Below are 25,702 nucleotides of genomic sequence, written 5' to 3' on the forward strand. Positions count from 1 at the left end.
TGTTAGATCGCTATATAGGTTTTTCAAATTCTTTGGGCGAACAACCGACGATTCGTTTAAACGTTTTGGCAAATGTTTTGGCATCGGGAAAGCCGACCGCATCCGCGACTTCATAGATTTTCATTTCCCCAGTGCGCAGCCTGCGTTTGGCCTCCTCCATACGGATCCGCGTCAACGTTTCACTGAGCGATTCCCCCATCTCTTTGCTGTATAAATCACTCAAGTAGCTGCGGCTTAGGCGGACGTGATCGGCCATATCTGAAGTACTGATCGGGGAAGCATAATTATCCATCATATACGTCAATACTTTGCGGATAAACGTGTTATGCGAGCGTAATCTTGGCTCATTTGCCAAAGGCGGCCGATTCTCCATCAGACGGCTCATCGCTTGCAGCAGCAGCTCCCTTACTTGCTCGAATCGGCTGCAAGCTTGGAGTGCTTGACTATATACGAATGTTTCTTCATAACGTTCGATCTCTGCGTGGCCGCGCTCGCGCGCGTAACCGGCTGCAAGCGCAAGCAGCTCCTGGATAAAGGAAACCACTTTATCCTTCTCCGGGCGCTGCTCCTTTAATCTGCGGCAGAGCGCTTCCGCCTGATGCACATACCCTTCGCTGTTATCGTGCGCGATACAGCGCAATAGATCGCTGCGGATGTCATACGGCAGCGCAGGGTTGTGCCGGATCTTGGACTCCGGCACAGGTTGCACGATGCGATTCCAGCTCGCGCTGTAGAATCGCTCTTGGAGCTGCCGCGCGTGCTGCGCCGCGGCGGGCTTCACTTGCGCGAGCCGGCGAAGGACGACGCCGGCTCCGATGAACCAGTCCGGCGCCTGCGGCAGCCGGACGATCGCGGCGCGCTCGAGCGCCGCGGCCGCCGCATAGACGACGCTGTCGGCGTCGTCAGGCACTTCCGCAGCTGCTGGCACGAGCAGCAGCACACTGCCGGCGGCCAGCGGCAGCGCCGCCAGGCAGCCGGTCCAGCGCCAGTCGGCGTCAGCCTCGCTGGACCCGGTATGCAGCAGCAGACTGACCAGGCTGCTGGTTTCGAACAAGGCGGCCTCGAGCGCAGGCTCGCCGCCTTGTCCGGTCTGCACATACTGGCGCAGCCTCAACGAAAGCTGCATCAGCTTGCTTGATTCCAGCGCCTGCTGTCTCTCCTGCCTGTCGCTCAGCTCCAGGCGGTGCTGCTCCAGTTCCAGCCGAACGCTCGTGAGAATCTCAAGCAGAGATTCTGGCTCCATCGTCGGCTTCAGAATGTAGTCCTTGGCCCCGAGTTTCATCGCCTCTTTGACATAGGTGAAATCGTCCATACAGCTCAGTACGACCGTACTAATCGGTTTGGCTCTGTCTTTGATCTTACGAATGAAGGCCAATCCATCCATTCGCGGCATGATCAAGTCTGTAATGACAATATCGATGTCTAATCGCTCGACAAGCTCACAAGCTTCCAAACCATCCTCAGCATCACCGGCATAAGTGAATCCATTGGCTTCCCAATCCACCAGCGTTCGCAAACCAAGACGAATGATCGGTTCGTCATCGACTATAAGCACATTCATCTCATTCTCACTCCTCGTCTTGATGGATCGGAAGCGACATGCGTATCGTTGTTCCCTCTCCCGGCTTGCTGCCTATATGCATTTTGAACTGTGGCCCATAGTAGAGCTTAATTTTCTCGCGAATATGTGTAATCCCTACGCCACTCATGCGTTCCCTCAGCATTTTGCCCGTTGAAGCTTCCTCTTGGGAGCTGATAACTCCCCAACCCGAGCCGCCTTCTTCCACCTGCATCCCAATCCCATTATCTTCGACTTGGCAAAATAAGAGGTCACGATCCAACCAAGTCCGAATCGTAATTATGCCTTCTCGCTTCGCTGGTTCAATACCATGAATAATCGCATTCTCCACGAGCGGCTGCAGCAGCATCCTTGGAACCAAACAATTGCGGGTTAACTCATTCACATCCGTAACCACCTGAATTCGGTCGCCATAACGAAATTTCTGGATTTCCAAATAATCCTGCATCAGACTAATTTCTTCACGAAGTGTAATAAACTCGCCTTTTTTCCCTAAGCTTGCTTGCAGCAAGCGAACCAGTGCGCTGACGACTTCGGAAATCTGCGGCGTTTTATGAATCTTCGCCACCCATTTAATCGTATTCAGCGTATTATAGAGAAAATGCGGGTTCAACTGATAATGCAGAGCTTCCATCTCCGCTTCTTTTTTCAGAGATTCTTCCCGTTTCACCTGTTTAATCAAATCTTCCAAACGATTCAGCATCTGATTGTAGCTTTGACCCAGCTGCGTCCATTCACTTGAGCTTTTGGCTGTCCAGTAGGCTCTCAGATCGCCACGTTCAGCCCTGTTCATCAGCCATTTCAGCATTTGCAAAGGCTTCGTTACATAGTTGCTGAAAAGCAGCGAACTGCTTAAACATAGCAATATCAGGAACGCGACTACGCCGATAATCCATGTGTGATAATAGGGAATGAGCTGCGAAGGGATCGGGGCTTCGTAATCAGATTCCCACTTGCTCCCTTCCTGCCAATCAACCTGTTTAAACGAATGAACGGTTAGCTGCTTGGAACTCCAGTTGTCCGTCTCGCGCTGCCTCCCCCAAAGAATTTCGTCCCCGGTGTTCCCGTTCCCCACATTATTGCGGTATATGACTCGCTGTTGTTGATCCAAAAGAACATAGGCTTGAACAGGTGTTTGCACCAACAATTCTTGCCACAGCTTGCTCATATTGAACCAAAGTGTTACTTTCCCAAGCTCCTGCATACCAGGCTTATCCAGAACTTGCTCCGTATAGGTCAGCATATATCCATTAAACTTATTGCTCCCTGTTCCCAGCGGCTCAAACCGTTGGTAGGGACCTTGACCTTGGACAAGCGTCGCCAGCGCTTCTTTTCCTTCTGAGCTTTGAGCACAAACGGTTCGGTTTGTCGTATAGATCGTTAAACAGACCTGTTCGGCAAAATGGTTTTGCTCCAATTGATGAGAAAGCAAGCTATTCGCATAGTCGCTCAGCTCAGTGACTTCCTTAGCATTAAGCGCGGAGTTCGCAAGCTTCGCATAGCGGATAATCCCGAAATCAATGGCGCTGCGATGCGTGCTTTCTGCCGTAAAGCGAAGCTCCTGCGTCATGTTCTTTAGCATCTGATCGTGCTTTTGATCCACAGTCTTCTTGAATGCGTTTTCATTAAAGACAGAAAATTGATGATTCAAGACATAAATCATAAGTAAAAAAGGCACTAGCATCACCATCAGCAAGTACAGAAACACACGAAGTTGGAAACGATTAAACAAATTTGAAAATAGCGAGGGCATGAATCACCTATATCCGTAATATGATCATTACCCTCATTATAAAGCTATTATTTGTTAAAAAGATACAAAAAAAAGGAACAACCAAAAGTAGATAGATCCTCTTGGCTGCTCCTTATGCTGTTATTACCAACTTAGAAGTGCGGCTCGTTTTTCCCGCCAGATAAGAGTCTCCAAAGACTTCTATTCGTGTAAAAGGAGCAATTTTCGTGCATATAAGAGCTCCTGAAGACCCTTATTGCTTCCTGTGGGGGAGTTTTTGTGTATTTCACTTACGCTAAGAGTCTCCAAAGCTCCAAAGACTCCTATTCGTGGAAAAGGGGCATCTTTCGTGCATATATGAGCCCCTGAAGACTGTTATTTGTGAGGCAGCGAAGGGCTGTCTTCAAGGTCTTGCAACCTTAGAGACAGCCCTTTTGCTAAACGATTAGAAGTCGTTATTCAGAAAATCCCTACAATACTTTAGACAAAAATGATTTCGTTCGCTCCTGCTGGGCATTCTCAAAGATTTGAGCCGGTTTGCCCACCTCGACAATCACGCCTTGTTCCATAAACATAACCCGGTCGCCAACCTCGCGGGCGAAGCCCATTTCATGGGTAACCACGACCATGGTCATCCCTTCTTTGGCAAGCTGCTTCATCACGCCGAGCACTTCGCCGACCATTTCTGGATCAAGCGCGGATGTAGGTTCATCGAACAACATAATCTTAGGCTCCATCGCGAGTGCGCGCGCAATCGCTACACGCTGCGCTTGACCACCTGACAGCGAGTCTGGCAGCGCATTCGCTTTATCCGCCAAACCTACTTTGTCCAGCAGTTCCAAAGCTTTCTTGCGCGCTTTATCCTCTGGCCATTTTCTCACTTGCATCGGTGCTAATGTGATATTATCGATGACTTTCATATGCGGGAACAAATGAAAGCGCTGGAACACCATGCCGAGCTCCATGCGAATCTCATTGATTTTGTTCAGCGGGTCCATAATATCTTTGCCTTCGATCAAAATATGACCGCTATCCGGCGGCTCCAACAGATTCAAACATCGTAGAAACGTTGATTTCCCTGATCCCGAAGGTCCAATTACTACAAGAACCTCTTGGTTCTGTATTTCAGCACTAATATCTTTTAGGACGACATTTTCGCCGAAAGATTTCTTTAAATTTTTAACTTCGATCATCGCTGCCATTTCACTACACTCTCCTTTCAATATAACTAAGCAGCTTGCTTAGCGAGTAAGTGAGAATGAAATAAATAAGCGCTGCCGTGAGATAAGGCTCCCACACTTTAAAATATTGGCTGCGCATGGCATTGGACCAATACATCAATTCCGGTGCGGCAATGACCGCGAACAAGGAAGAATCTTTGATCAACACGATGAACTCATTGCCAAAAGGAGGAATCATCCGCTTGATCGCTTGCGGTAAAATGACCGATTTCATCGTCTGGAAATGCGTCATGCCAAGCGAATGCGCCGCCTCCGTCTGTCCTTTGTCAATCGACTGAATGCCCGCCCGGAAAATTTCCGCCATATAGCCAGCTGAATTCAAAGATAAAGCAACAATAGAAGCAATGATTGCATTGGTCGTGCCTAAAAATAATGGGACAACACCGAAGTGAACAAGCAAGATTTGAACAAGCAAGGGTGTACCACGGAAAAAGTTAACATACATGCTCGCTGGCCAGCGCAAATAGCCGCGGGGCGACATTTTGCCTAAACCAACCGCAAGCCCCAAAACGGACCCCATTAAAATGGACAGTATGGAAATTCCTATCGTCCAAAGCGTACCCTTCATCAACAACGGCAAGTAATCGAGAATGATATCAAACCGAAAATCCATTATACACTTCCTTTCCTTGGTTATTATGCCAGTAACAGAACAACAGCATGCGTAAGGTTGAAGTCACGCATGCTGTTGACCGTATTATTTTTGTTCAAGTAATTTCTTCGTGTCCGGGTCTTGACCGAACCATTTTTTGTACACTTTCGTGTAGGCACCGTTCTCGATCACCTTTTTAATCGCCGGATCAATCTTAGCTTTCAGCTCACTGCCCTTTGGCAGCAGAATACCGTAGTATTCGGATTCAAAATTCGTAGGATCTGCAATCGAAACTAATTTCTTATTCGGATTATTTTTGATATATTCACGAACGATCGCAATGTCCGCAACTACCGCGTCTACACCGTTGTTCTCAAGCTCAAGCAGTGCCAGCGTGTTATTGTCCAGACGTTTCAACGATTTATTCGTTTCACCCAGGATTTTCGTCATCAGCGTATCTGCCGTTGTAGAAATTTGCACAGCCACTTTCTTGTCTTTCAAGTCTGTCGCGTTTTTGATCGGGCTGCCTTCTTTGACAAGAATCATATTCTTCGATTCAAAATAAGGAATGGAATAATCATAAGATTGCTTCCGCTCATCTGTAATGGAAACGCTGGAAATTCCGCCTTGATATTCTTTCCCTTGTTTCACACTTGTCAGCATCGTGTCCCAACCTGTGTTCGTCACATCGTAGGAAAGGCCAGCTTCCTTCATCACTTCGGCTAGAAAATCGATATCGAAACCGGTCATCTTGTCTTTATCCATATATTCCATCGGCGCGTAAGCTGCATCTGTCGCAAATTTATACTTCGTGCCGCCACTATCCTTGGAGCCACAACCCGCTAATGTTGCGGCTAATCCGACAGCCAAAACAATCATCATTAATTTTTTCATCATACTTCCCCCCATGCTATGTATTGGACGAATCATATTTTAACACTTGGTCAATAAAATAACAACGCCCATCCCCCGTATTTTCGGCCGGAAAATACAGGAAATTGCTCCGTCTGCATATTTTTATGAATGTGCACAAAAAGCGAGGAAACTTTTGTCTGAATCGCTTAAGGTCACCGCACTTTTCGATTAACAGGCAAACTAGAAGTGCTTATTTCCGCCGATTCGCTCACCCAAAAACCAAAAACGCCGAGATCTCTGATCCCGACGTCAACCTATCCTATTCGCAAAGCCAACCCGCTACATCATTTTCAAAATAGCTTCTCTACCCGTCATACCGGCTACAATACCCAAGTCCTCAGCCGTATAGGTTACCGATTCCAGCGGTGCATCCAGCAGCTCTTCAATCGTGCGGACACCTGTCGCTCTTGCTGCCACAATGTTTCTGTCTCGCAAGCGTTCATTGAGCAGCCCGACATCAAGAGCCCCGCACATGATATAGCCTTTATCCGTCGTTATAACCAGCAGTGTTGTTTTGGGCAGCTTTACCTCTATGGCAATGGCTGTATGTCCTTCAAGGAGAATGGGTTCTACGCGCATCATGCTCTGCACAGCTCCTCTTCGCAGTCTTACGGTAGTATATGCGCCCCCTGCTAGTTCGGTGTAAAAAAGGTTTGGGTTGGTCGTCCTTGGTCATATAACCAAACCCCAAACCACCCATCTCTCCAACATTTTTTCCGAAACCCTGCGAAAAGCAAGCTATATTTGGGTAGAATATCATGATATAGTTAGAATACGAGCATTTTTTTGCCGCAAGGAGGCCATATGAGTCAGGGAAAAATAAATACAAGTCCGAATGGACACTTGTTCACAGTTGAGATTCTGATTGAAGATGCCACGAATGGCCTTGCCATGGAAAAGCTGCTTCGTCTGCTGAACGTCGATACTGTGAAAGATTACAATATTGTTAAAGGCATCGAACTAGGTAAATTGATTGCATTAAACACCAAAAAAGAGAGCGAGCCTCCGCCACATACAGGTAAAAAGGCAGTAGAAACACCAAAAACAGCCCCTGCAGCTGCCGCCAAAATAGCGGCCAACCACGAAGCTGCTGAAGATATCATCAATCAGTTGGAAGGCTACAAAGCCAATAATACGTTGATTCGTTTGACGGTCATCAAAGCACAAGGGATTAAGCTCAACCTCCCCTGCCGGATCTTGAATTATGACAACAGCAATCAAAATGTAACGGTGTATCACGTGGATGAAAAAAAGGTGTATTTGTTCAAATTAAACGAAATCGACGATTATGTCGCTTTTTAATAAAGAAGAGGGTGTCCTTGAACGTTCAAGGAACACCCTCTTTTTATGCGGTAGTCATGCCATGTTTAAGCATGTTTTCGAGATCAGCAGCGCTAACAGGAGGACTAAACCAGTAGCCTTGCACTTCATTGCAGCGGTTCTGATGCAAGAAGTTCAGCTGCTCTTCGGTCTCTACGCCTTCAGCAATCACTTTTAAGTTCAAGTGATGCGTCATGGCGATGATCGTGGCAACGATTGCCGCATCATTGGGATCTACCATGATGTCCCGCACGAAGGAGCGATCAATTTTGAGTTTATCGATCGGGAATTTTTTGAGGTAATAGAGCGAACTATAGCCTGTTCCGAAATCATCGATGCTGACATTGACACCCAGCTCTTTGAGCTCCAGCAAGGATTGAATGGCGTGGTCAACATCCATGGTCATGCTTTCGGTAATCTCAAGCTCCAGATATTGCGGTTCCAGCCCCGTTTGCTCTAAAACATGACGAATTTTCCCTTTGAGATTATGTTGAAAAAACTGCCGCATAGACAAATTCACGGATATCGGCATCATCGGATAGCCCTCTTTTTGCCATGCTTTGTTTTGCTTGCAGGCAGCTCGCAGCACCCATTCGCCAATCGGTACGATGAGTCCGGATTCTTCAGCAAAAGGAATGAACTGATTCGGTGAAACGAGGCCTCGTTCCGGATGGTTCCAACGAATCAAGGCTTCTACGCCAACGATACGGCCTGTTTCAATATCGACCTGCGGTTGGTAGAATAAAATAAACTCATCCCCGGCAAGCGCTTTACGCAGCTCATTTTCGAGCTTAAGCCGGTTGATGGAGACCGATTTCATATCGGTGTTGAAGATTTGGAAATCATTGCGGCCTTTCTCCTTCGCTCTGGCTAAGGCGATATCCGCATATTTCATAAGCATATCCGCATCTTCTACATTCTCGGTATCCTCGGAGGAGATGGCGATTCCGATACTTGCTGTAATATGCAGCTCATATTGCTCAAGAAGGAACGGTTTTTCCAGTACCCGGTTGATTTCGGCAATTACAGCAATGGCATCATTCGGATTCGCAACGTTCGTGTAGAAGAAGGCAAATTCATCGCCTTCCGTCCGGGCCAAGTAATCATTCTCGGTGACAACTCGCGTGAAACGTTCAGCTAATTGAAGCAGCAGCATGTTGCCGTAATCGTGCCCGAAACTGTCATTCACGAGTTTGAAGCCGTCAATGTCCAAATAGAAAACTGCGACCTTTTGCCCTAGCGGCTTGGTGACGCTTAGCCGTTCATTCAGACGATCTCTGAACATCCGGCGATTCGGCAGCCCCGTCATATCATCATAATAGGCCATATAGCGGACTTGCTCATCGCCGCGCTTACGTTCTGTGATGTCCTGGCAAATCAATATATTCCCTTTGGCGTTAGGCTTCAAATCGACAGGAACTGCTGTTACATTCAAATCAACACGATAGCCGCTCTTGTGCAGCACAGCTGTTTCAAATGTAACCGGCGTACCTGTTTTCACACGCTCCAACTGAATCCAGGTGGACTCACACTGTTCTTGTGTGACAAAGCTGATAAAAGGTTGATCCAGCAGTTCCGACACGGCATATCCGAGAATCGTTTCTGCGGCCAAATTAATGCGGATGAATTTACCCTCTTGATCAAAAATACCGATCGCATTCGGATTGTGTTCAAATAAGGAATCGAGAACATTCAGATAAGCATGATCCTGTGGCATTCCATTTATGAATGTATGAGTACTTCCCCTTTTTCGCAACAGTACAAACAGCAGCAACAGGGAAGCAAGTACACAAATCCACGCAGCATACGGCTTTACGTAAAGGCTAACGAATATGACAAGTAACATATATCCGCCAATATAGAGCCGGTTTTTCACAAAAATTAGCCTCCTCTTACTGCTCACTCTAGGTGATAGGAAGCGTCACACTGACAACTGTTCCTTCTCCCACTTTACTCTTCACGACGAATTGGCCATGATGATCTTCGATAATTTTGGATGATGTCATGATGCCAAGCCCGGTCCCTTTTTCTTTGGTAGTGTAGAATGGCTCTCCAAGTCTGGCAAGTACTTCTTCCGTTATCCCTATTCCTCTGTCTTTGAGTATGACTCGTATGGCTTTCTCATCCGCCAAAAACAGGTGAATATCAATTTGTCCCCCATCAGGCATCGCTTCCATGGCATTTTTGATCAAATTAATAAATGATTGCTTCAACTGATTCTCTTCACAATGAATAAGCGGCAGCTGATGTTCCATGACAACGTCGAATTGAATATTGCTCATGATCGCCTGCGTTTCGAGCAAGGTTATGACGCTTTGAATAATGCTTTCAAGGCTCTTATGCTGGTAACGCACCAATTGCGGCTTAGCCAAGACCAGCATTTCAGTAATAATCAATTCAATACGATTTAATTCAGCCATCATAATCTCATAATATTCTTTTTTGTTTGCAGCGCCTTGCTGCAGAAATTGCGTGAAACCCTTGAGCGAGGTCAACGGATTTCGAATTTCATGCGCAACGCCTGCGGCAATTTGTCCCACAACTGAGAGCTTCTCGGATCTGCGAAGCATTTCTTCCGTATGCTGCCGCTCCGCTATGTTTTTGAAGGTCAGAACAACACCGATGATTTGATTGTCATCATAAATAGGTGAAGTCATATATTCAACTGGGAATGAATCGCCATTTTTTTTGTAGAAAATCTCATTCGCATCACAATCATAGACGCCTTCACGAATCGTGCGATATAAGGCTTCTCCCCCACTTGATTGCGTCAAAATATGATAAGGATTCTTCCCCAACATATCCTCATAGGTGTACCCCGTCAACCTTTCGGCAGCCTGGTTCCAGAAAATAGTTCCTAAATGCTCGTCAATCCCGAAGATCCCATCGGAGACAGCATTTAGAATGAGTTGATTTTTGTTATGCAACTCGTCAATCATGGCTTCATTCTGATTGCGTTTGGTTACATCCTTGGCAATGAGATAGATGCCACTCACATGTTCCTGATCCATTCTAGGTACAAAGTTAATTTCAATCATCATCGTGTGACCATGTTTATGAAGAATCTGCGCTTCTGAACTGCCAGTGACACCTAGCTTCGCTTGCTCAAACAGTTCCTTGAGCTGTGGCAAATACGCAGGAACAATCAAAAAATGGATGGATTTTCCCTTGAGTTCCCGTTCTGAATACCCAGAGATCGCTTCCACAGCAGGATTGGCCTCAACGAGATTTCCCAGCTCATCCAGCATAAAGATCATATCAGGATTATATGTAACGAGGGATTCATAGCAGCATTTGCTCATCTCTAGCTTGCGTTCGTAACGTTTCCGTTCAGAAATATCTTGAATTTGGATCATTAGACAAATCGGAGTAGCTTCATCATCGTGAACCAAGGAAACCGATAGACTGCCCCATATGACTGAACCGTCCTGATGAATAAAACGTTTTTCCACTTGAAATGATTGGCGCTCTTGAAGAAAGATTTGCTCCCAGTACTGAGCATCGACTTCCACATCATCCATATCGAATAATGTCTGTACATTTACTCCGATCAACGCTTCCTTCGCATACCCGAATAACTGGCATAACGATGAATTTACCATGTGCAGCTTGCCATCCAAATTGACAATGGACATTGCCATTTCCGCACAATCAAATGAATGATGAAATAGCTCATGGCTTGAGAGTAGCTTAGATTCCGAAGTTCTTGGCTTACCCGATCCTGAATGGTTCCCCTTGAAATTAGCCATGCGCTACATCCTTTCAATTAAGGAAGAATGAGTATCCGTCGCTCAGTACTTTCTACACGTTACGTGCTTTTTCCTGCTAAGAAGGCACAAATCGAAGAAAAAGAGTCGGATAGTCCCGACTCTTCTCTTATTGTTTGAACGCAGCAACAGCCAGTAAGACCCAGCCTACCAGAAAGCTTAGGCCGCCAAGCGGGGTAATAGGACCGAAAATTTTGAGACCTGTTATGCTCAAGGCATACAGGCTGCCCGAGAACAGGATAATACCGATAAAAATAGCCCAACCCGATGCATGGACCAAAGAGCTGCTGTTCACTAGCTTATCCGACAGTAAAGCAATCAGGATTAGCGCGATCGCATGAATCATGTGATAATGAACACCGGTTTGGAATACGTCCAGCTTGTCTGGCGTCAGCTTTTGTTTCAACGAATGCGCGCCGAATGCACCTAGAGCAACTGAAAGAAAGGCATTCAGGCTGCCCAGCAATAAAAAAAGTTTCATTCGACTTCACCTATATCATGTTGACCTACGATCAATCGAACAGGTTCTATGTAGACTCGAGTTTCCGTTGGCTGTGTGATTAGATTGATCTCAATATCTACGACTTTACTGCGAACGGTTTTACCTTCTCTTTTATCATAGACGACATCGAATTGTTTAAGTCCTAGCTGGTAGATGACCACGGATGAGCCAATAGACAACGCATTGGATTCAAATACCCCATGTTCAAACAATACTTCGGACAAAATTTCTTCATTCATGTCTACGATGGTCACATACTGGCAGAATTGGTAACGCATTTGTAAATACCCCCTTAATTTAGTAATAAAACAATCATGTAATGTGTTCGCCGAAAAATGTCGAAACTCCTGCTAGTTTCAGGATTCCCCAGAATGTTCACATAAAACCTAACAAATAGATGACGACAGGGATGGTAAACATACTAAACAACGTGGAGGTAAACACAGCCTGTGAAGAAAATTCAGGTTCATTCTCATATTCAATGGCGAGAAGCACACTGCTCAGCGAGGTAGGCACCGCACAGGAGAGAATCAATGCCTTGGCCGTAAGACCTTCGATCCCTAGTATCCAAACCACAAGAAAACCAAGCAGCGGTCCGGCGGCAAGCCTCAGAATGTTGGAAACAAGCACATGCGAGAAGTGGAATTCCCATTTCATGCCGCCGAGTTGAACCCCTAAAGTTAGAAGCGCCGTCGCCATGAAGGCATTGGAAATGTAATTCAAAGGAATATCAATGGATTGCGGGACAGGCAAATGAAAATAGCGCAGCAGAAGCGCAACGGGTATAGCATAAATCACGGGTAGGGACAGAATCGTACGCAGTGTCGCTTTCCAGGTTGATTTATGTGCGTTTAAGGTGTAGATGCCATAGGTGTTGGGGATCAGCGTCTGCATAATCATAATGACGATCTGAATCGATAACGTATACGCATTCCCGCCGAAAACGGTTTGATTGAGCGGTAAGGCGTAGTTGGCGCTGTTGTAGAAAATCACACTATTGCGCATGGCAATGCGCATGCCGCGGTGCATCTTTTTCAGCCGAATGTAGACCTCAATCAACGCGAAAAGAAGACTGAAGAAAAGCACAAAAAACAACAGAATCTGCATCAGCACATGCAGGTTCATTTCGGACTCATATAGCTTCACAAACACTAATGCAGGCGAGAATACATAAAAGTTAAGCTTGGAGAGCGTCTTAATGTCAATTTGAAAGGCACGGTACATCGCCGCGCCAATGGCAATCATAATGCTGATGGGAACGATATTATTCACCAAGATATAGAAGAAATAATTCATTGCAGGTCCTCACTTAAATGAAATGCCATTGTTGAAATAAGCATCTTGGCTATAGGTTATGAAAGCTACCTCAACTTCTGGAATACCCAATCCATGCACATGGCTCGTTAACGCAACAGCAACCTGCTCGCGAACTTGCTCGCCTCTTTCAAACCAAGCCACCTCGATGAAGGGATATGTTGGCACGATTTGACCGTCAAAGATGGCTGGGTGCTGGACGCACTCCAATGTAAAATCCTCTCGGCTGCATGCGCAAATCAAGGCTAATTGATCGACTAGGCTTACACTTATCTGGCATACTTGTTCAACGGTCAAGCCTCTGATTATAAGTCTCGGCATGGAGGAATCGCTCCTTATTTAAATGCGTTTACGCTGTTTATGATGTTCTTCAACTGTTCATTGAAATTGAAGATTTCTTCCGGTGACAGTCCGCTGGAAGAAAGCAGTGTTTGCGGGATGCATAGCGCCTTCTCATACAGCGCAAGACCCGCTTCCGTAATTTGAATATTCACGACCCGTTCGTCCTGGACCGATCTTTGTCTTTGCACCAACTGCTGCGCTTCCATCCGTTTAAGCATCGGCGTTAGCGTGCCAGAATCCAGATCCAGCTTCTCGCTCAGCTCTTTCACTGTACTTTCCTTTTGATCCCAAAGAACAAGCAGTACCAAGTACTGCGGATACGTAATCCCAAGATCCTCAAGAAACGGACGGTACATTCGAGTGATCGCTCTAGAGCTGGCATATAAACTAAAGCACAGCTGATTTTCCAATTTTAAAAACTCACTGCTGCTCATCACATTCGTTTCCTTTCACACTCATATTGTGAACAATCGATTTGCTTCAAATGTATATAAAAAATCGCGTACTGTCAATCTGAATAGTTAGTCGCGTTAAAAAGAATACCATTATTCCCAATTAATTAGTAAAATAAATCGAATTGGCCTTTCATTAATACTTCCCAGTGAAAAGAGGAGCAGAACGACAAAGGTCGGCTTGAGCATGGGAACCGTGATATGCCAGACGCGCTGAAATATATTAGCCCCATCAATCTTGGCAGCTTCATAATATTCTTCACTAATGCCTGTAATGGCCGCCAAATAAATGACCATGCTGTACCCGAGATTTTTCCATAAATAAAACCTCGTCGTTTAATCATGGTTGAAGCGATCCCCCTCAAGCGATATGTCTTGAGAAGATCATAATCGGACTCACACTAAGCGCATAGTGAAGCCTCTTGCGATAAGTGAACGAATTTGTGGAATGACATATGAACAATCTGAACTTCCATGAACAAGTGTGAATATCCGTCTGGTTCTGGCGAGGAAAAATAGGAATTGTATCCTTGGGGAATTCGTGCTAGTCTAGTTTCAAGAATATACCATTTGAGGGGGAATTGACCTATGGACTGGTTGAACGCGCATAAGCAGGAGCTAGATGACGTATTTGCAGAAGCAAATCAAATCGTAAGCACGTTTCCAGCACCTCTCAACCTACTGGGACTGGCCTATTTGGCTAAATTCGATGCCAGCAAAGAAGGCACAACCAAGAATTATATCTGCTACTTGCTCCCCTATTGGATGAAAGACGCCTGTAACTTGCCTGCGACTGAGATCCAGAAGCTCTCTCTCGCTAATGTGTTTATCATGCTTTATTATTTCATTCAGGATGATATCATGGATTCTGCCAAGGGAGAGCACAAGGACAAGCTGCCGCTTGCCAATTTATTTCATACTCAGTTCTCAGCAATCTATCGAGACATGTTCCCATCCAGCTCTCCGTTCTGGCGATATTATGAAACCTACATACTGGAGTGGTCGGAAGCTGTCTCCAATGAGCAGACATCCGATTACTTCCATACCGATCGGAATAAGATCGCCAAGAAAGCTAGCCCGGTCAAAAATGCCAGCACAGCGGCATTACTGCTCAGCCAACAAGCTGCTCTCATTCCTGCTGTAACGGAAGCCGTGGAACAAGTATTGGTGACCCTGCAAATGTTGGATGATTGGGCTGATTGGGAGGAAGACATCGAAGAGGGCTCTTACAATTGTTTGTTAGCTTCGATGCGAAAGCGTATGCAGCTTCCGGCGGATAGCATCATTACGGCTGAAACAGTTAAGGATCAACTATTTGTCCGAGATTTCTTAGAGACATATGGACAAATTGCCGCAGCCCATCATGAGGACTTATTCAATCTCCAATCCTCCCTACCCCAAATGATTAGTTTTCATAAGTCGTTAGTGACTAACATTCAAATTGTCGAACAAGAGATCAAAGAAAAGCGGAAAAAGTTAGCTTCAGGGGGATTCTACTATTTTTTGTCGGAAAGCAGAAATAATTGATAGATTATTCAGAATATTCATGCTATAATAAATTTGCAGGTAAAAATACCCAATTGATTAGGAGTGGTTATCAATGTCATCCAATGAAGTTCTGAAGGCGCAAATTATTCAAAAAGCTTGGGAAGATGAAGCATTTAAGAACCAGCTTATCACGAACCCCAAAGCCGCTCTGAAACAAGCCTTTAACATTACACTCCCCGATGATATCAAAATTAAAGCGGTCGAAGAAACTTCAACGGAATTTGTTCTCGTCATTCCTACGAATCCTGCTAAGGTATTAGTAGCTTCCAATGGTATTGAAAGTAACTGGTAAAATAAATAAAAAGAGGTGCTGCGCTTTGTTTAGCGCAGCACCTCTTTTTATTTTGCGGAGATGGAGGGAAAACAGATGATGACCTCTGTCCCTATATACCTTTGACTTTGAAATTTAATTTGTCCCTGCATGGCCTCAATGATTCGAAATGTAATCATTAATCCAAGTCCTGTCCCCTTTGTTTTCGTTGAATAATATGGCTCACCTAATTTAACCAATTGCGCAGGCTCAATCCCCTCTCCGTTATCCTTAATATGAATATAAACCTCTCCCTGCTTCTCATACGCCCAAATATGTATTTGACCATCAACCTGAAAGGCTTCAATACTATTTTTAATAATATTTATCAATACTTGTTTTAATTTCGAAGCGTTTCCACGGATATGCAGATCATTAGGAATACTTACGGTTATTCTTCCACCGTGTAAAGTGGCTAGTGGCACAATTATACCTTCAATCTCGCTAATCTCTTTGAAAACATTTAAATCGACAAGTTCATCCAGTTGTGGCTTGGCAAATGTCAGGAAATCCGTAATGATAACGGAAGCTCTATCTAATTCTTCTATGGCGATTCCCATGTATTCTTTGTTTTTATCATCCGTTCTGGCTGCAACGAGCTGTAAGAATCCTCTGGTTACCTGAAGCGGATTCCTGACCTCATGGGCAACTGAAGCGGCTAAGGCACTGATGATTTCCATTTTTTCAGAGAGCTGAAGCTGATGATTGTAAAACTCAAGTTCTTTGGAATAATTGATCATATGTTCTTGATTAATAGCAAAACGCCTGCCTAATATGACGATAAGGGCAATAATAAACCCTACAACTCCCCACTTCCACAAAGAAAATTGATACTGTTGCGAACTCGCATAGAAATAAATTAAATCTAGCGTGCTCATCAAAGCCAACAAGGCAAACCCAACTGAAAAAATAACAGCTTCCTTGTTTCCTTTTAAGACAAGTTTAACCGATAAGCCAATAATTAAAATAAATTGGAAGACCATAACAAGTCCTAAAATCGTAACTGAGAAGAAAAAGTAGGTTTTGTTAAATGTGTAGCTGTTGATTAGATTTATAAACATAAACAGTATTAAAAAAATTGAGTATAAAACCTGAAACTTCCTAAACCCGCGAATTAGTCTATTTTTTCCATCATCAAATATTTTTTCAAAATAATAGGTAAGTGCTGGTAAAAAAATTGCGAGTGATATATCAAAAAGAGCAGAAGATACAGCACCATACCTTGTGAAGTTGGCATAGATGAACGGAGAATAGGTAATAAAAATAATGCCCATCGCTAAATTAAGTACACTGATATTAATCCAGCTTGTAAGCTGAACTTTTTTGAGAAACAGAGAACCAATCAGCATAATAATTGCCATTAAAATAAAGGCACTTCCCAGAATAATATCCTGCAAGTCTTGAAGGACAAAGGAACGTGTTAGAGCAACATAGTTATCCAACTTAATCTCAGAATGGATACCTAAGCGATACATCGATGTCTCCATCTTTAAATAAACGGTTTTTCCACCATCTTCACTGCTAATTGGAAATAAAGTTCTTTGTGCATCGTATGGAAAATTATACTTGCTTTCTCGTACTAAACGATCTCCTATATACACCCAGAGGTCTTGCGTATGAATCCCTTCAATATATATGCCATAGTCTTGAGGAATTGGGGATGGAAGTTTAAATCGAATCCAAGTTGTATTGACGGCTTCCGGGCTATCAGGAGATGATTTTCCGTTTTTAACGTGAATCCATTCATCGGCGGGAGCCTTACTTACACCTTCCAGTCCTCCAGGTGGGTCACCCCACATAATACTCCACTCTGGAATCGTTAGCGCTTCCTGAGGCTGATCCGCATAAGCATGAGGAGCCGCGAATCCGATACTGATTATTGCAATCAGCAACCATTTCCAAAGCATTTGATACAAGTGGTTCATTCAAACACCTTCCCCGATAACATCTTACAGTAATTTACATAAACATTATTTCGACGGGGTTCGATGCTTTCCTGCTTATCTACCTGTAAACATTTAAAATCAAGCCTAAATATCAATAATAAATTTGTGAGATGATTGGAATGAAAGCCAAGCCGCCGAGCCGCGGTCTAATCAAATCTGTCATTCTAACGAACTGGATGATGCTTATTGACAAGAAAATGGCTACTTTGAAAACCTAATGAACTGAATAGGCGTTATCGAGTAGCTTACAGGTGGAATGGTGATCATTTTCATGATATAACGCGTCGGGAATTCGTTAGATTTTCAAAATGGACGATTTTGATCAAATAAGGGGTGTTGAGTTCGTAAAAGCCAAGCCGCCGATCTGCCGAGTCGCAGCCTAATCAATCTATCATCCTAACGAACTGGATGATGCTTATTGACAAGAAAATGGCTACTTTGAAAACCTAATGAACTGAATAGGCGTTATCGAGTAGCTTTCAGGCGGAATGGCGATCATTTTCATGATATAACGCGTCGGGAATTCGTTAGATTTTCAAAATGGTCGATTTTGATCAAATAAGGGGTGTTGAGTTCGTAAAAGCCAACCGAAAACCAAGTCGCCGACCTGCCGAGCCGCAGCCTAATCAATCTGTCATTCTAACGAACTGGATGATGCTTATTGACAAGAAAATGGCTACTTTGAAAACCTAATGAACTGAATTGACGTTATCGAGTAGCTTTCAGGTGGAATGGCGATCATTTTCATGATATAACGCGTCGGGAATTCATTAGATTTTCAAAATGGTCGATTTTGATCAAATAAGGGTTGTTGAGTTCGTAAAAGCCAACCGAAAACCAAGTCGCCGACCTGCCGAGCCGCGGCCTAATCAATCTATCATTCTAACGAACTGGATGATGCTTATTGACAAGAAAATGGCTACTTTGAAAACCTAATGAACTGAATAGGCGTTATCGAGTAGCTTGCAGGTGGGATGGTGATCATTTTCATGATATAACGCGTCGGGAATTCGTTAGATTTTCAAAATGGTCGATTTTGATCAAATAAGGGGTGTTGAGTTCGTAAAAGCCAACCGAAAACCAAGTCGCCGACCTGCCGAGCCGCAGCCTAATCAATCTGTCATTCTAACGAACTGGATGATGCTTATTGACAAGAAAATGGCTACTTTGAAAACCTAATGAACTGAATTGACGTTATCGAGTAGCTTTCAGGTGGAATGGCGATCATTTTCATGATATAACGCGTCGGGAATTCATTAGATTTTCAAAATGGTCGATTTTGATCAAATAAGGGTTGTTGAGTTCGTAAAAGCCAACCGAAAACCAAGTCGCCGACCTGCCGAGCCGCGGCCTAATCAATCTATCATTCTAACGAACTGGATGATGCTTATTGACAAGAAAATGGCTACTTTGAAAACCTAATGAACTGAATAGGCGTTATCGAGTAGCTTGCAGGTGGGATGGTGATCATTTTCATGATATAACGCGTCGGGAATTCGTTAGATTTTCAAAATGGTCGATTTTGATCAAATAAGGGGTGTTGAGTTCGTAAAAGCCAACCGAAAACCAAGTCGCCGACCTGCCGAGCCGCGGCCTAATCAATCTATCATTCTAACGGACTGGATGATGCTTATTGACAAGAAAATGGCTACTTTGAAAACCTAATGAACTGAATTGGCGTTATCGAGTAGCTTACAGGCGGAATGGTGATCATTTTCATGATATAACGCGTCGGGAATTCATTAGATTTTCAAAATGGACGATTTTGATCAAATAAGGGGTGTTGAGTTCGTAAGGTGGCCTGACTCAGGAGTCATTGACTTCTGGGACACCTCGCGACCTGCGGCGGTGTTCATTACAATTTGTTACTAGGGATGCGGATGGGTTGGGCTTGGGCTTGGGCTTGGGCTTGGACTTGGGCTTGGGCTTGGGCTTGGGCTTGGGCTTGGCGTTGGTTAGGCTTATTTCCTGCCTTCATGGTGGGGTTCCCACAGTACAAACTTGGCGAAGGAGTCACTCAAACAAAAAATCGGGGTAAGCTTCGCTCACCCCAAATCCAAAACATTAATCTACATTATATTGGTGTATAAAGTTGACTCCTCGCAGGCCATGTTTCCGCCACGATGCGGCCTTGGCTAACCACATAGCGGCAGCTCGGCTGGTTGCTAACTAAATCCATGGCATCTCTGCCTGGCAGCACTATGAAATTGGCCCGATTCCCCACTTGCAGGCCATAATCCTCAAGCTGCAGCGTCTTCGCTCCGCGAGTAGTAATCATGCGGACCAGCTCAGCGACCTCATCGCGTCCCATCATATGAGCTAGATGAGCCGCCATATGCGCAGCTTGCAGCACACTTCCTGTCCCCATCGGATAAAAGGGCGTCCGGATATCATCATGCGCAATGCTGACATTAACGCCTGCTGACCATAACTCCTTGATCCGAGTAATGCCTCGGCCTTTGGGGTACCCGTCAAACCGGCCCTGCATGGCACTATTAATAAGTGGACAGCAGACCACATTCACACCTGAACGAGCCAGCAAGCCAAGCACTTTGTGAAAATACGCTTCACCATAATAAGCTGAAGCACTCGCATGCGCCACCGTTACACGTTCACGAAGTCCGGTGCGAATCGCTAGATGGGCCGTACTCTCCAGGAAGGTAGAGTGCGCGTCATCGATCTCGTCACAAAACACGTGAACGAAACATCCATACTTCTGCGCCATGGCAAAGCAAATCTCAAGCGAAGCTAAACCTTCCTCGCGCGTAGGCTCCAGATGCGGAATGGCTCCAATGCCATCGGCGCCAAGCTTGAGCGCTTGTTCAAGGCGCTGCACATTGTCCGGGCAGGCCCTAAGTCCGTCTTGCGGGAACGCGATAACCTGCAAATTCATGTAGGACTTGACGCGCTCGCGCAAGGCAAGAAGAGCATGAAGGGCGGTCAGATCCGGATCCGAGATGTCCGCTTGCGTCCGTACGTGAAGGATTCCTGCCGCCAGCTGCAACTGCAGCACTTGCTCGGCTCGGCTCATCACATCCTCATACGTCAAGGTCTCTTTGCGCTTCTGCCAAAGCCGAATACCCTCAAACAGCGTGCCGCTCTCATTCCATGCCGGTTCACCTGCTGTTAAGACCGTGTCCAGATGAATATGGGACTCTACAAACGGAGGAAGCACCAGATGCCCGGTGCTATCGATTTCCCGCTCTCCTCGCTCGTCGAACTTGCCTATCATGGCAATTGCGCCATCTTTTATTCCAATATCCATCGGCACTTGATGTTCGGAGTCATCCAACAGCCGTATTTGACGAAAAACAAGATCCAGCAGTTCCCTCACCTCCTTCGCTTCGCGCCTAATTAATTGTCCTTCTTCATTTCGGATTCATGCCATGAGCTGAGCATCCATTTGGCAAATCCGTTTACGAGCAAGAAGAAACAAATCCCAAGTGCAGAAGCCGAAAGTCCGCAGGCAAATAAATAGGGAGTTTTCAAACGGGCAGCCGCATACGTGATGGCATAGCCAAGGCCGCCTTGTCCGCCTCCAATTCCAGCAATATATTCCCCAACAATAGCTCCGACAACAGATAAGGTACAGGAAATTTTCAACCCCGCAACAATGTATGGCAGAGCAGCTGGAATACGCAGCTTCCACATGGTTTGAAACGAATTGGCATTGTATAAATAGAACAAGTTGCTCATATTCTGATCCGTGGAGTTCAGACCAATTAGGGTATTCGAAAGCATCGGGAAAAATCCGATCAAAAACGTAATAATCACGATCGCATTGACACCGGCATCAAACCAGATGACGATCAAAGGCGCGATTGCAACAATCGGAATCGTTTGTAGAATGATGGCATAGGGGTACACGCTCTTCTCAATCCATTTGGAGCTGGCCAGAAGAATCGCTCCGGCAACGCCTAAGATAATACTCAGGAAGAATCCAAGAACAGCTTCCAATGTGGTCGTCCTGACGGACACCCATAATGCATATTTATTCTCAACCGCTGCCGCCAGAATATCGGACGGTTTAGGCACGAGATAAACGGGCGCCTTCATTATATAGGCAATAAGTTCCCACCCGCCAATGAACACAACGAAGGCAACAAGTGGCGGCAGTAAATGTTTGAAAAGCAGCAGCAATCGGAGGCTAGGCGGCACTCCGTCTTCAAGCCGCTTAGTCCAAGCTATGCGCTCGCGAGCAGGGAATATTTCATCGGGCAGGATTTGCAGGTATTTGGAATCTACGGCCATTTTCATGTCCCCCTTTACTTACATTTCAACGATAATTTTGCCTGGATTGAGCAGACCTCTAGGATCATTCACTCGTTTCTTAAGCTCCATGCTATTAACTTCTCCGCGTCCGCCATGGTCCAGCACCCACGTATGGGGATCGAATATTCGGACACCAATGGATTCGCAATAGGAAATAATCTCATATAATCGCTCTTCACTCTGGAAGCGAACGACCGGAAGTGCTGTAGGCGTAAGCAAGCCACCACTTCGCACCCATTCGAAATGCAGATACACTTCATCGCCGAATTTGGCTTTCAGTTCTCTGATTTGTTCCATATAGCTCTCCAGCTTAAAGCCAGCTTGCAGATAAGTCATTGAGGCATCGGTTTTCATTGCCCATAATGTCGTATGGTTCCATGTGAAATCGGATACGCCAATCGTTTTGCGATAGTGATTTGCTGCAATGAAGTGGCCAATGTGACCGCCAAAGCGGCTCGCCAACTGCTCCACAAGCGGCAAGCTAATCTCCGCAAACTCCAGCATGACAGCTGCTTTCCCCGTTTGAATCACTTTCGCGAAAGGTACAAAATAAGATGGGATTGGCCATTCCATTGGGGCCACAAGCCTTTTCAGCACAGCTGTTTCTTGCGCCAGTTCCTCCCCAAAAAGCATCGCTTGCTCCAAGGTGTCGAATTGCGCAATCGCCTGCGCCCACTCGGTTCGAGGGGATAACGGAATGGTGACCTCGGTCAAAATGCCTGTTGTTCCATAATTATGAATATAGTTAAACAAGTCAGGACCAGAAACAACCAGACGCTGAGGCGTTTCTTCCATCGTATAAATGACGGCTTCCAGTACATTGCCATCCCATAGATTCCCATGCGTGATCGATCCGATGCCGCCGGAACCACCGCTTACAAAGCCTCCAACCGTCGCCTTCACATAGGTGCTTGGATAAATGCGAATTTCTTGACCCGCTTCGCGCGCCTTTTTATCAATGACACCTAATCTCACCCCGCACTGTAAACGGGCAAAGCCAGGTCCAATTTCCACAATGTCGTCCATCCGGCTTAAATCAAGGACAATACCGCCTTGCAACGGGACAGCCTGACCATAATTGCCTGTGCCAGCACCGCGTACCGTGACGGGAATGTCATGCCGATAGCCAAAAGCCAGAATCTCAGCCACTTCCGTCTCATTGCGGGGTGTCACAATAGCATCTGCTGCTTTGATATGCCCCAATTGCCGATTAAGAACAGGGGAATACCAGTAATAATCCTTGGAAAGCTTCTCTCTTGTGGCTTGATCCATATGGATGATCTCTTCGCTGAACTGATCTTGGATCTCTTGCTCCCAACTTATCGACATAGCCATAATCTGTTCCTCCTCTCGTATCACGCATTAATGTTCGAGCGCCGCATTAACATCTCTCACCAAATCGCTGAACTGCGTCGTTGTGCGATAGCTTTCATCTCTTGGAAAAGGGACGGGGATATCGATTGTCGCTGATATTTTGCCCGGGCGTGGTGTCATGACGACAACACTGGTGGATAGAAAGACAGATTCGAATACATTATGTGTAACGAACAATACCGTCATGGATTTGTCCTGCTGCCAAATGCTCAGCAGCTCCATTTGGAGCGTTTGTCGTGTAATCTCATCCAAAGCGCCGAATGGCTCATCCATGAGCAGCAGCTTAGGCCGTGAGATTAGCGCCCGGGCGATGGATACCCGCATTTTCATGCCGCCTGAGAGTTCTCGAGGCAGTACCTTCATATAATCTTTCAAACCGACAAGCTCCAGCACACGCTCCGCTTCCTTCTGCTGCGTCTTCTTGTCAACTCCCCGCAATTCTAGCGGCAATTTCACATTGGCCTCAACTGTTGACCACGGCAGCAAGGTATGATCTTGGAAAACGAAGGCAATGTCGCTTTGCTTGCGCGCTTCTTTGGGGGTTGTGCCAAACACATCCAACGTCCCTTTGCTCGGCTTAGCCAAGCCTGTAATCATTTTGAAAATCGTTGACTTGCCGCAGCCGGACGGACCCACGAAACAGAGGAACTCGCCTTCCTTGATCGTTAAATTCACATCTTGCAGAGCTATTGTTCCGTTCGGATACGTCTTGGACAGGTTGGCCATCGTAACGAATTTGGCATCGGAGGCATCCATGCCTGGTATGAGGAGCTGCGAAGAGTTCATAGCCATTAGCTTCATCTCCCAATCAAGTGATTTGGTTGAAACAGGTCGTAATTGCTGCTATCGGTCAATCCTTAATGTTTTCATCTCAAAAGTCTGGAATTCCAGCAGTGCTTCCGCAATCATTGCCCCATAATTCCTCGTCATGGCTTGACCCTTGGCGATTGTTGCCTGTGTGGCATCGCCCGAAATGCCCGATGCGGACAGGTCATTCATCACCCATGCAAATGCACGACTGCGCAGCGCCAAATAGCGCGACTCCGGATAATTCGGATATTCCGTAGGCGCTGCTTCCATATGCACCCAATGCGGCATTGCTGACATCACCAATGAGGTTTCCATGTCCCCGGCATGTATACCAGCCTGCTTCTCAAGCGGTGTCAGCCATTCATCCGCACCACCAAGTCCGCCTGGATCTAATCGGAAAACAGCCAAGCCAGTTTCAATGCGGATTTCCCTGCCCATCATATTCAATAAATCCGTGTTGCCTCCGTGCGTGTTTACAAGCACTAATTTGTGAAACCCGCTCTTGCTGAGGCTTTTGGCAATGTCCATCACGACAGCCATTAAAGTCGTTGCCGACAGCGTGATCGTGCCTGCATGGCCAAGATGTTCGGTGCTTTTCCCATATGGTATCGCTGGCAGCAGCCAAATATTCGCTTCATCAGGCAGTTGCTCGAAAGCTTCCGTTAAGAGCACTTCGGAAATCAATGTATCTGTAAAGACAGGCATATGAGGTCCATGTTGTTCCACAGCGCCAACCGGCAGCACGATAAGCGCATCTTCCTTAGGAACGTCAGCAACCTCCATTGTGCTTAAGCGCGGAAAAAAGTGGCGATCCCATGCTTTTCCTGTATAACGACTGTATGCCATGCTGACTACCTCCCTCTGTGTGCAGGGTATGCACATCCTTCGTATGAAAAAAGATCCCGCCTCATGAGTGAAGGGTGGATCTTAAACTTTCAAAGTAACGTTCCTTGCGATCCTATTTCTGCGTCTGGAACATCTGTAAAGCAGCAGCTACATCAGCAACTCTTTCGCCTAACCTAGCAGCCATCAATAGTTCCCTCGGGTCTGGTGATAACGAGCTGTCAGGCCCTGCCAATGTAGAAGCCCCATAAGGGGAACACCCAATGGCATCGGCTGTTAAATACTCTGGATTCTCGGAATACGGCAGTCCAACGAAAATCATACCAAAATGAAACAGCGGTACCATGGATGTCAAAATTGCTGCTTCGTGGCCTGTGTGAATCGAAGCTGTACTATTAAATATCCCAGTCGGTTTTCCTTCCAAAGCACCTTCGATACACAGATCTCCGGCCATTTCAAGAAATAGCTTCACTTGCGCAGGCATCGTTCCATAATACGTTGGAAACCCCCACAGAATGCCGTCCGCCCAGCGTAGATCGTCATTCGTAGCAATTGGGATATCTTGCTGCAATTCTAGCGTAGCTTCATATTTGCTGTAACGATCCGTTAATCGGAATTGATGGGATAACACCTTCGTGCTTGCCTGCTTCTCATCCCCAACCTGTGAACGCTGTTTATCTTGCTGAATCACCCGATTTTGCTCCGCAACCATCTCGGGAATTCGAACGATTTTCACTTCATGGGTCCCGAATTGGCTGGCTCCATCCGCAACTGCCTGTGCCATTTGGTAGACATGGCCGAATGCGCTGTAATAAATGACCAATAGATTCGCCATATTTCAAA

23 protein-coding genes and 1 pseudogene are annotated in these 25,702 nt (G+C 45.8%); 3 read left to right on the forward strand and 21 right to left on the reverse strand.

Annotation, left to right across the window (positions count from 1 at the left end; genetic code table 11):
* Positions 1 to 10: 10 nt before the first annotated feature.
* The 6 genes from LOZ80_RS22635 to LOZ80_RS22660 all read right to left on the reverse strand — a co-directional run bounded on the left by LOZ80_RS22635 (position 11) and on the right by LOZ80_RS22660 (position 6,641).
* On the reverse strand, positions 11 to 1,561 hold the full coding sequence (locus LOZ80_RS22635; RefSeq protein ID WP_238166823.1) for a response regulator: 1,551 nt from the start codon (positions 1,559 to 1,561) through the stop codon (positions 11 to 13).
* A 7-nt stretch (positions 1,562 to 1,568) separates the two neighbouring features.
* Positions 1,569 to 3,332: a sensor histidine kinase gene (locus LOZ80_RS22640; protein WP_238166824.1), complete on the reverse strand. Its 1,764-nt coding sequence runs from the start codon at positions 3,330 to 3,332 to the stop codon at positions 1,569 to 1,571.
* Between the two features lie 449 nt (positions 3,333 to 3,781).
* Positions 3,782 to 4,504, reverse strand: a complete 723-nt coding sequence (locus LOZ80_RS22645) for an amino acid ABC transporter ATP-binding protein (protein ID WP_238173080.1) — start codon at positions 4,502 to 4,504, stop codon at positions 3,782 to 3,784.
* A 13-nt stretch (positions 4,505 to 4,517) separates the two neighbouring features.
* A complete protein-coding gene (locus tag LOZ80_RS22650; protein ID WP_238166825.1) occupies positions 4,518 to 5,165 on the reverse strand; it encodes an amino acid ABC transporter permease in 648 nt (215 codons plus the stop codon).
* Positions 5,166 to 5,249: 84 nt separating this feature from the next.
* Positions 5,250 to 6,041, reverse strand: coding sequence for a basic amino acid ABC transporter substrate-binding protein (locus LOZ80_RS22655; protein ID WP_189007252.1), 792 nt, complete (start codon positions 6,039 to 6,041; stop codon positions 5,250 to 5,252).
* 297 nt (positions 6,042 to 6,338) lie between these two features.
* A complete protein-coding gene (locus tag LOZ80_RS22660) occupies positions 6,339 to 6,641 on the reverse strand; it encodes a YunC family protein (protein WP_189007250.1) in 303 nt (100 codons plus the stop codon).
* Between the two features lie 222 nt (positions 6,642 to 6,863).
* Here LOZ80_RS22660 and LOZ80_RS22665 point away from each other — a divergent pair, with 222 nt between their 5' ends.
* Entirely contained in the window at positions 6,864 to 7,361 is a 498-nt protein-coding gene (locus tag LOZ80_RS22665) for a hypothetical protein (RefSeq protein ID WP_238166826.1), read from the forward strand.
* Positions 7,362 to 7,404: 43 nt separating this feature from the next.
* Here LOZ80_RS22665 and LOZ80_RS22670 read toward each other — a convergent pair whose 3' ends face one another.
* The 8 genes and pseudogenes from LOZ80_RS22670 to LOZ80_RS22705 all read right to left on the reverse strand — a co-directional run.
* Complete coding sequence (locus tag LOZ80_RS22670) at positions 7,405 to 9,255, reverse strand: sensor domain-containing protein (protein WP_238166827.1); 1,851 nt, start codon at positions 9,253 to 9,255, stop codon at positions 7,405 to 7,407.
* A gap of 28 nt (positions 9,256 to 9,283) precedes the next feature.
* Positions 9,284 to 11,128 carry a PAS domain S-box protein gene (locus LOZ80_RS22675; RefSeq protein WP_238166828.1) on the reverse strand — a complete coding sequence of 615 codons (1,845 nt, stop codon included), beginning with the start codon at positions 11,126 to 11,128 and terminating at the stop codon, positions 9,284 to 9,286.
* 127 nt (positions 11,129 to 11,255) lie between these two features.
* Positions 11,256 to 11,627, reverse strand: a complete 372-nt coding sequence (locus LOZ80_RS22680) for a DUF423 domain-containing protein (RefSeq protein ID WP_238166829.1) — start codon at positions 11,625 to 11,627, stop codon at positions 11,256 to 11,258.
* On the reverse strand, positions 11,624 to 11,926 hold the full coding sequence (locus LOZ80_RS22685; RefSeq protein WP_189007235.1) for a hypothetical protein: 303 nt from the start codon (positions 11,924 to 11,926) through the stop codon (positions 11,624 to 11,626). Before LOZ80_RS22685 ends, LOZ80_RS22680 begins: the two co-directional genes overlap by 4 nt.
* A 97-nt stretch (positions 11,927 to 12,023) precedes the next feature.
* Positions 12,024 to 12,944, reverse strand: a complete 921-nt coding sequence (locus LOZ80_RS22690) for an AEC family transporter (RefSeq protein WP_238166830.1) — start codon at positions 12,942 to 12,944, stop codon at positions 12,024 to 12,026.
* A gap of 9 nt (positions 12,945 to 12,953) precedes the next feature.
* Positions 12,954 to 13,283 (reverse strand): DUF1904 family protein, encoded by a 330-nt coding sequence (locus tag LOZ80_RS22695; protein WP_238166831.1) that lies wholly within the window; start codon positions 13,281 to 13,283, stop codon positions 12,954 to 12,956.
* A 14-nt stretch (positions 13,284 to 13,297) separates the two neighbouring features.
* Entirely contained in the window at positions 13,298 to 13,738 is a 441-nt protein-coding gene (locus tag LOZ80_RS22700) for a MarR family winged helix-turn-helix transcriptional regulator (RefSeq protein WP_283214683.1), read from the reverse strand.
* Between the two features lie 128 nt (positions 13,739 to 13,866).
* Positions 13,867 to 14,083 (reverse strand): annotated as a pseudogene (locus tag LOZ80_RS22705) (ABC transporter permease subunit); the annotation flags it as partial.
* Between the two features lie 261 nt (positions 14,084 to 14,344).
* Here LOZ80_RS22705 and LOZ80_RS22710 point away from each other — a divergent pair.
* Positions 14,345 to 15,283, forward strand: a complete 939-nt coding sequence (locus tag LOZ80_RS22710; protein WP_238166833.1) for a hypothetical protein — start codon at positions 14,345 to 14,347, stop codon at positions 15,281 to 15,283.
* Between the two features lie 73 nt (positions 15,284 to 15,356).
* A complete protein-coding gene (locus tag LOZ80_RS22715; protein WP_238166834.1) occupies positions 15,357 to 15,596 on the forward strand; it encodes an NHLP leader peptide family RiPP precursor in 240 nt (79 codons plus the stop codon).
* Between the two features lie 47 nt (positions 15,597 to 15,643).
* Here LOZ80_RS22715 and LOZ80_RS22720 read toward each other — a convergent pair whose 3' ends face one another.
* The 7 genes from LOZ80_RS22720 to LOZ80_RS22750 all read right to left on the reverse strand — a co-directional run bounded on the left by LOZ80_RS22720 (position 15,644) and on the right by LOZ80_RS22750 (position 25,694).
* Positions 15,644 to 17,539 carry a sensor histidine kinase gene (locus tag LOZ80_RS22720; RefSeq protein ID WP_238166835.1) on the reverse strand — a complete coding sequence of 632 codons (1,896 nt, stop codon included), beginning with the start codon at positions 17,537 to 17,539 and terminating at the stop codon, positions 15,644 to 15,646.
* 2,095 nt (positions 17,540 to 19,634) lie between these two features.
* Positions 19,635 to 20,894, reverse strand: coding sequence for an amidohydrolase family protein (locus tag LOZ80_RS22725; RefSeq protein WP_238166836.1), 1,260 nt, complete (start codon positions 20,892 to 20,894; stop codon positions 19,635 to 19,637).
* A 20-nt stretch (positions 20,895 to 20,914) separates the two neighbouring features.
* Positions 20,915 to 21,811, reverse strand: coding sequence for an ABC transporter permease (locus LOZ80_RS22730; protein WP_189007210.1), 897 nt, complete (start codon positions 21,809 to 21,811; stop codon positions 20,915 to 20,917).
* Between the two features lie 18 nt (positions 21,812 to 21,829).
* Positions 21,830 to 23,167 carry an FAD-binding oxidoreductase gene (locus LOZ80_RS22735; RefSeq protein WP_238166837.1) on the reverse strand — a complete coding sequence of 446 codons (1,338 nt, stop codon included), beginning with the start codon at positions 23,165 to 23,167 and terminating at the stop codon, positions 21,830 to 21,832.
* A gap of 27 nt (positions 23,168 to 23,194) precedes the next feature.
* Positions 23,195 to 23,992, reverse strand: coding sequence for an ABC transporter ATP-binding protein (locus LOZ80_RS22740; protein WP_443147078.1), 798 nt, complete (start codon positions 23,990 to 23,992; stop codon positions 23,195 to 23,197).
* A 57-nt stretch (positions 23,993 to 24,049) separates the two neighbouring features.
* A complete protein-coding gene (locus LOZ80_RS22745) occupies positions 24,050 to 24,862 on the reverse strand; it encodes a creatininase family protein (protein WP_238166839.1) in 813 nt (270 codons plus the stop codon).
* Between the two features lie 112 nt (positions 24,863 to 24,974).
* Positions 24,975 to 25,694 (reverse strand): NAD(P)H-dependent oxidoreductase, encoded by a 720-nt coding sequence (locus LOZ80_RS22750; RefSeq protein WP_238166840.1) that lies wholly within the window; start codon positions 25,692 to 25,694, stop codon positions 24,975 to 24,977.
* Positions 25,695 to 25,702: the final 8 nt, after the last annotated feature.

The organism is Paenibacillus sp. HWE-109 (assembly GCF_022163125.1).
Taxonomy (GTDB): Bacteria; Bacillota; Bacilli; order Paenibacillales; family NBRC-103111; genus Paenibacillus_E.

Excerpts from the sequence above, each read along its gene's own strand:
- LOZ80_RS22665 (WP_238166826.1), top strand. The coding sequence starts at position 6,864 with ATGAGTCAGGGAAAAATAAATACAAGTCCGAATGGACACTTGTTCACA.
- LOZ80_RS22715 (WP_238166834.1), top strand. The coding sequence starts at position 15,357 with ATGTCATCCAATGAAGTTCTGAAGGCGCAAATTATTCAAAAAGCTTGG.
- LOZ80_RS22635 (WP_238166823.1), bottom strand. The coding sequence starts at position 1,561 with ATGAATGTGCTTATAGTCGATGACGAACCGATCATTCGTCTTGGTTTG.
- LOZ80_RS22710 (WP_238166833.1), top strand. The coding sequence starts at position 14,345 with ATGGACTGGTTGAACGCGCATAAGCAGGAGCTAGATGACGTATTTGCA.
- LOZ80_RS22655 (WP_189007252.1), bottom strand. The coding sequence starts at position 6,041 with ATGATGAAAAAATTAATGATGATTGTTTTGGCTGTCGGATTAGCCGCA.
- LOZ80_RS22750 (WP_238166840.1), bottom strand. The coding sequence starts at position 25,694 with ATGGCGAATCTATTGGTCATTTATTACAGCGCATTCGGCCATGTCTAC.
- LOZ80_RS22745 (WP_238166839.1), bottom strand. The coding sequence starts at position 24,862 with ATGGCATACAGTCGTTATACAGGAAAAGCATGGGATCGCCACTTTTTT.
- LOZ80_RS22645 (WP_238173080.1), bottom strand. The coding sequence starts at position 4,504 with ATGATCGAAGTTAAAAATTTAAAGAAATCTTTCGGCGAAAATGTCGTC.
- LOZ80_RS22660 (WP_189007250.1), bottom strand. The coding sequence starts at position 6,641 with ATGATGCGCGTAGAACCCATTCTCCTTGAAGGACATACAGCCATTGCC.
- LOZ80_RS22695 (WP_238166831.1), bottom strand. The coding sequence starts at position 13,283 with ATGCCGAGACTTATAATCAGAGGCTTGACCGTTGAACAAGTATGCCAG.
- LOZ80_RS22680 (WP_238166829.1), bottom strand. The coding sequence starts at position 11,627 with ATGAAACTTTTTTTATTGCTGGGCAGCCTGAATGCCTTTCTTTCAGTT.
- LOZ80_RS22735 (WP_238166837.1), bottom strand. The coding sequence starts at position 23,167 with ATGGCTATGTCGATAAGTTGGGAGCAAGAGATCCAAGATCAGTTCAGC.
- LOZ80_RS22720 (WP_238166835.1), bottom strand. The coding sequence starts at position 17,539 with ATGAACCACTTGTATCAAATGCTTTGGAAATGGTTGCTGATTGCAATA.
- LOZ80_RS22650 (WP_238166825.1), bottom strand. The coding sequence starts at position 5,165 with ATGGATTTTCGGTTTGATATCATTCTCGATTACTTGCCGTTGTTGATG.
- LOZ80_RS22640 (WP_238166824.1), bottom strand. The coding sequence starts at position 3,332 with ATGCCCTCGCTATTTTCAAATTTGTTTAATCGTTTCCAACTTCGTGTG.
- LOZ80_RS22685 (WP_189007235.1), bottom strand. The coding sequence starts at position 11,926 with ATGCGTTACCAATTCTGCCAGTATGTGACCATCGTAGACATGAATGAA.
- LOZ80_RS22740 (WP_443147078.1), bottom strand. The coding sequence starts at position 23,992 with ATGAACTCTTCGCAGCTCCTCATACCAGGCATGGATGCCTCCGATGCC.
- LOZ80_RS22730 (WP_189007210.1), bottom strand. The coding sequence starts at position 21,811 with ATGGCCGTAGATTCCAAATACCTGCAAATCCTGCCCGATGAAATATTC.
- LOZ80_RS22690 (WP_238166830.1), bottom strand. The coding sequence starts at position 12,944 with ATGAATTATTTCTTCTATATCTTGGTGAATAATATCGTTCCCATCAGC.
- LOZ80_RS22675 (WP_238166828.1), bottom strand. The coding sequence starts at position 11,128 with ATGGCTAATTTCAAGGGGAACCATTCAGGATCGGGTAAGCCAAGAACT.
- LOZ80_RS22700 (WP_283214683.1), bottom strand. The coding sequence starts at position 13,738 with ATGAGCAGCAGTGAGTTTTTAAAATTGGAAAATCAGCTGTGCTTTAGT.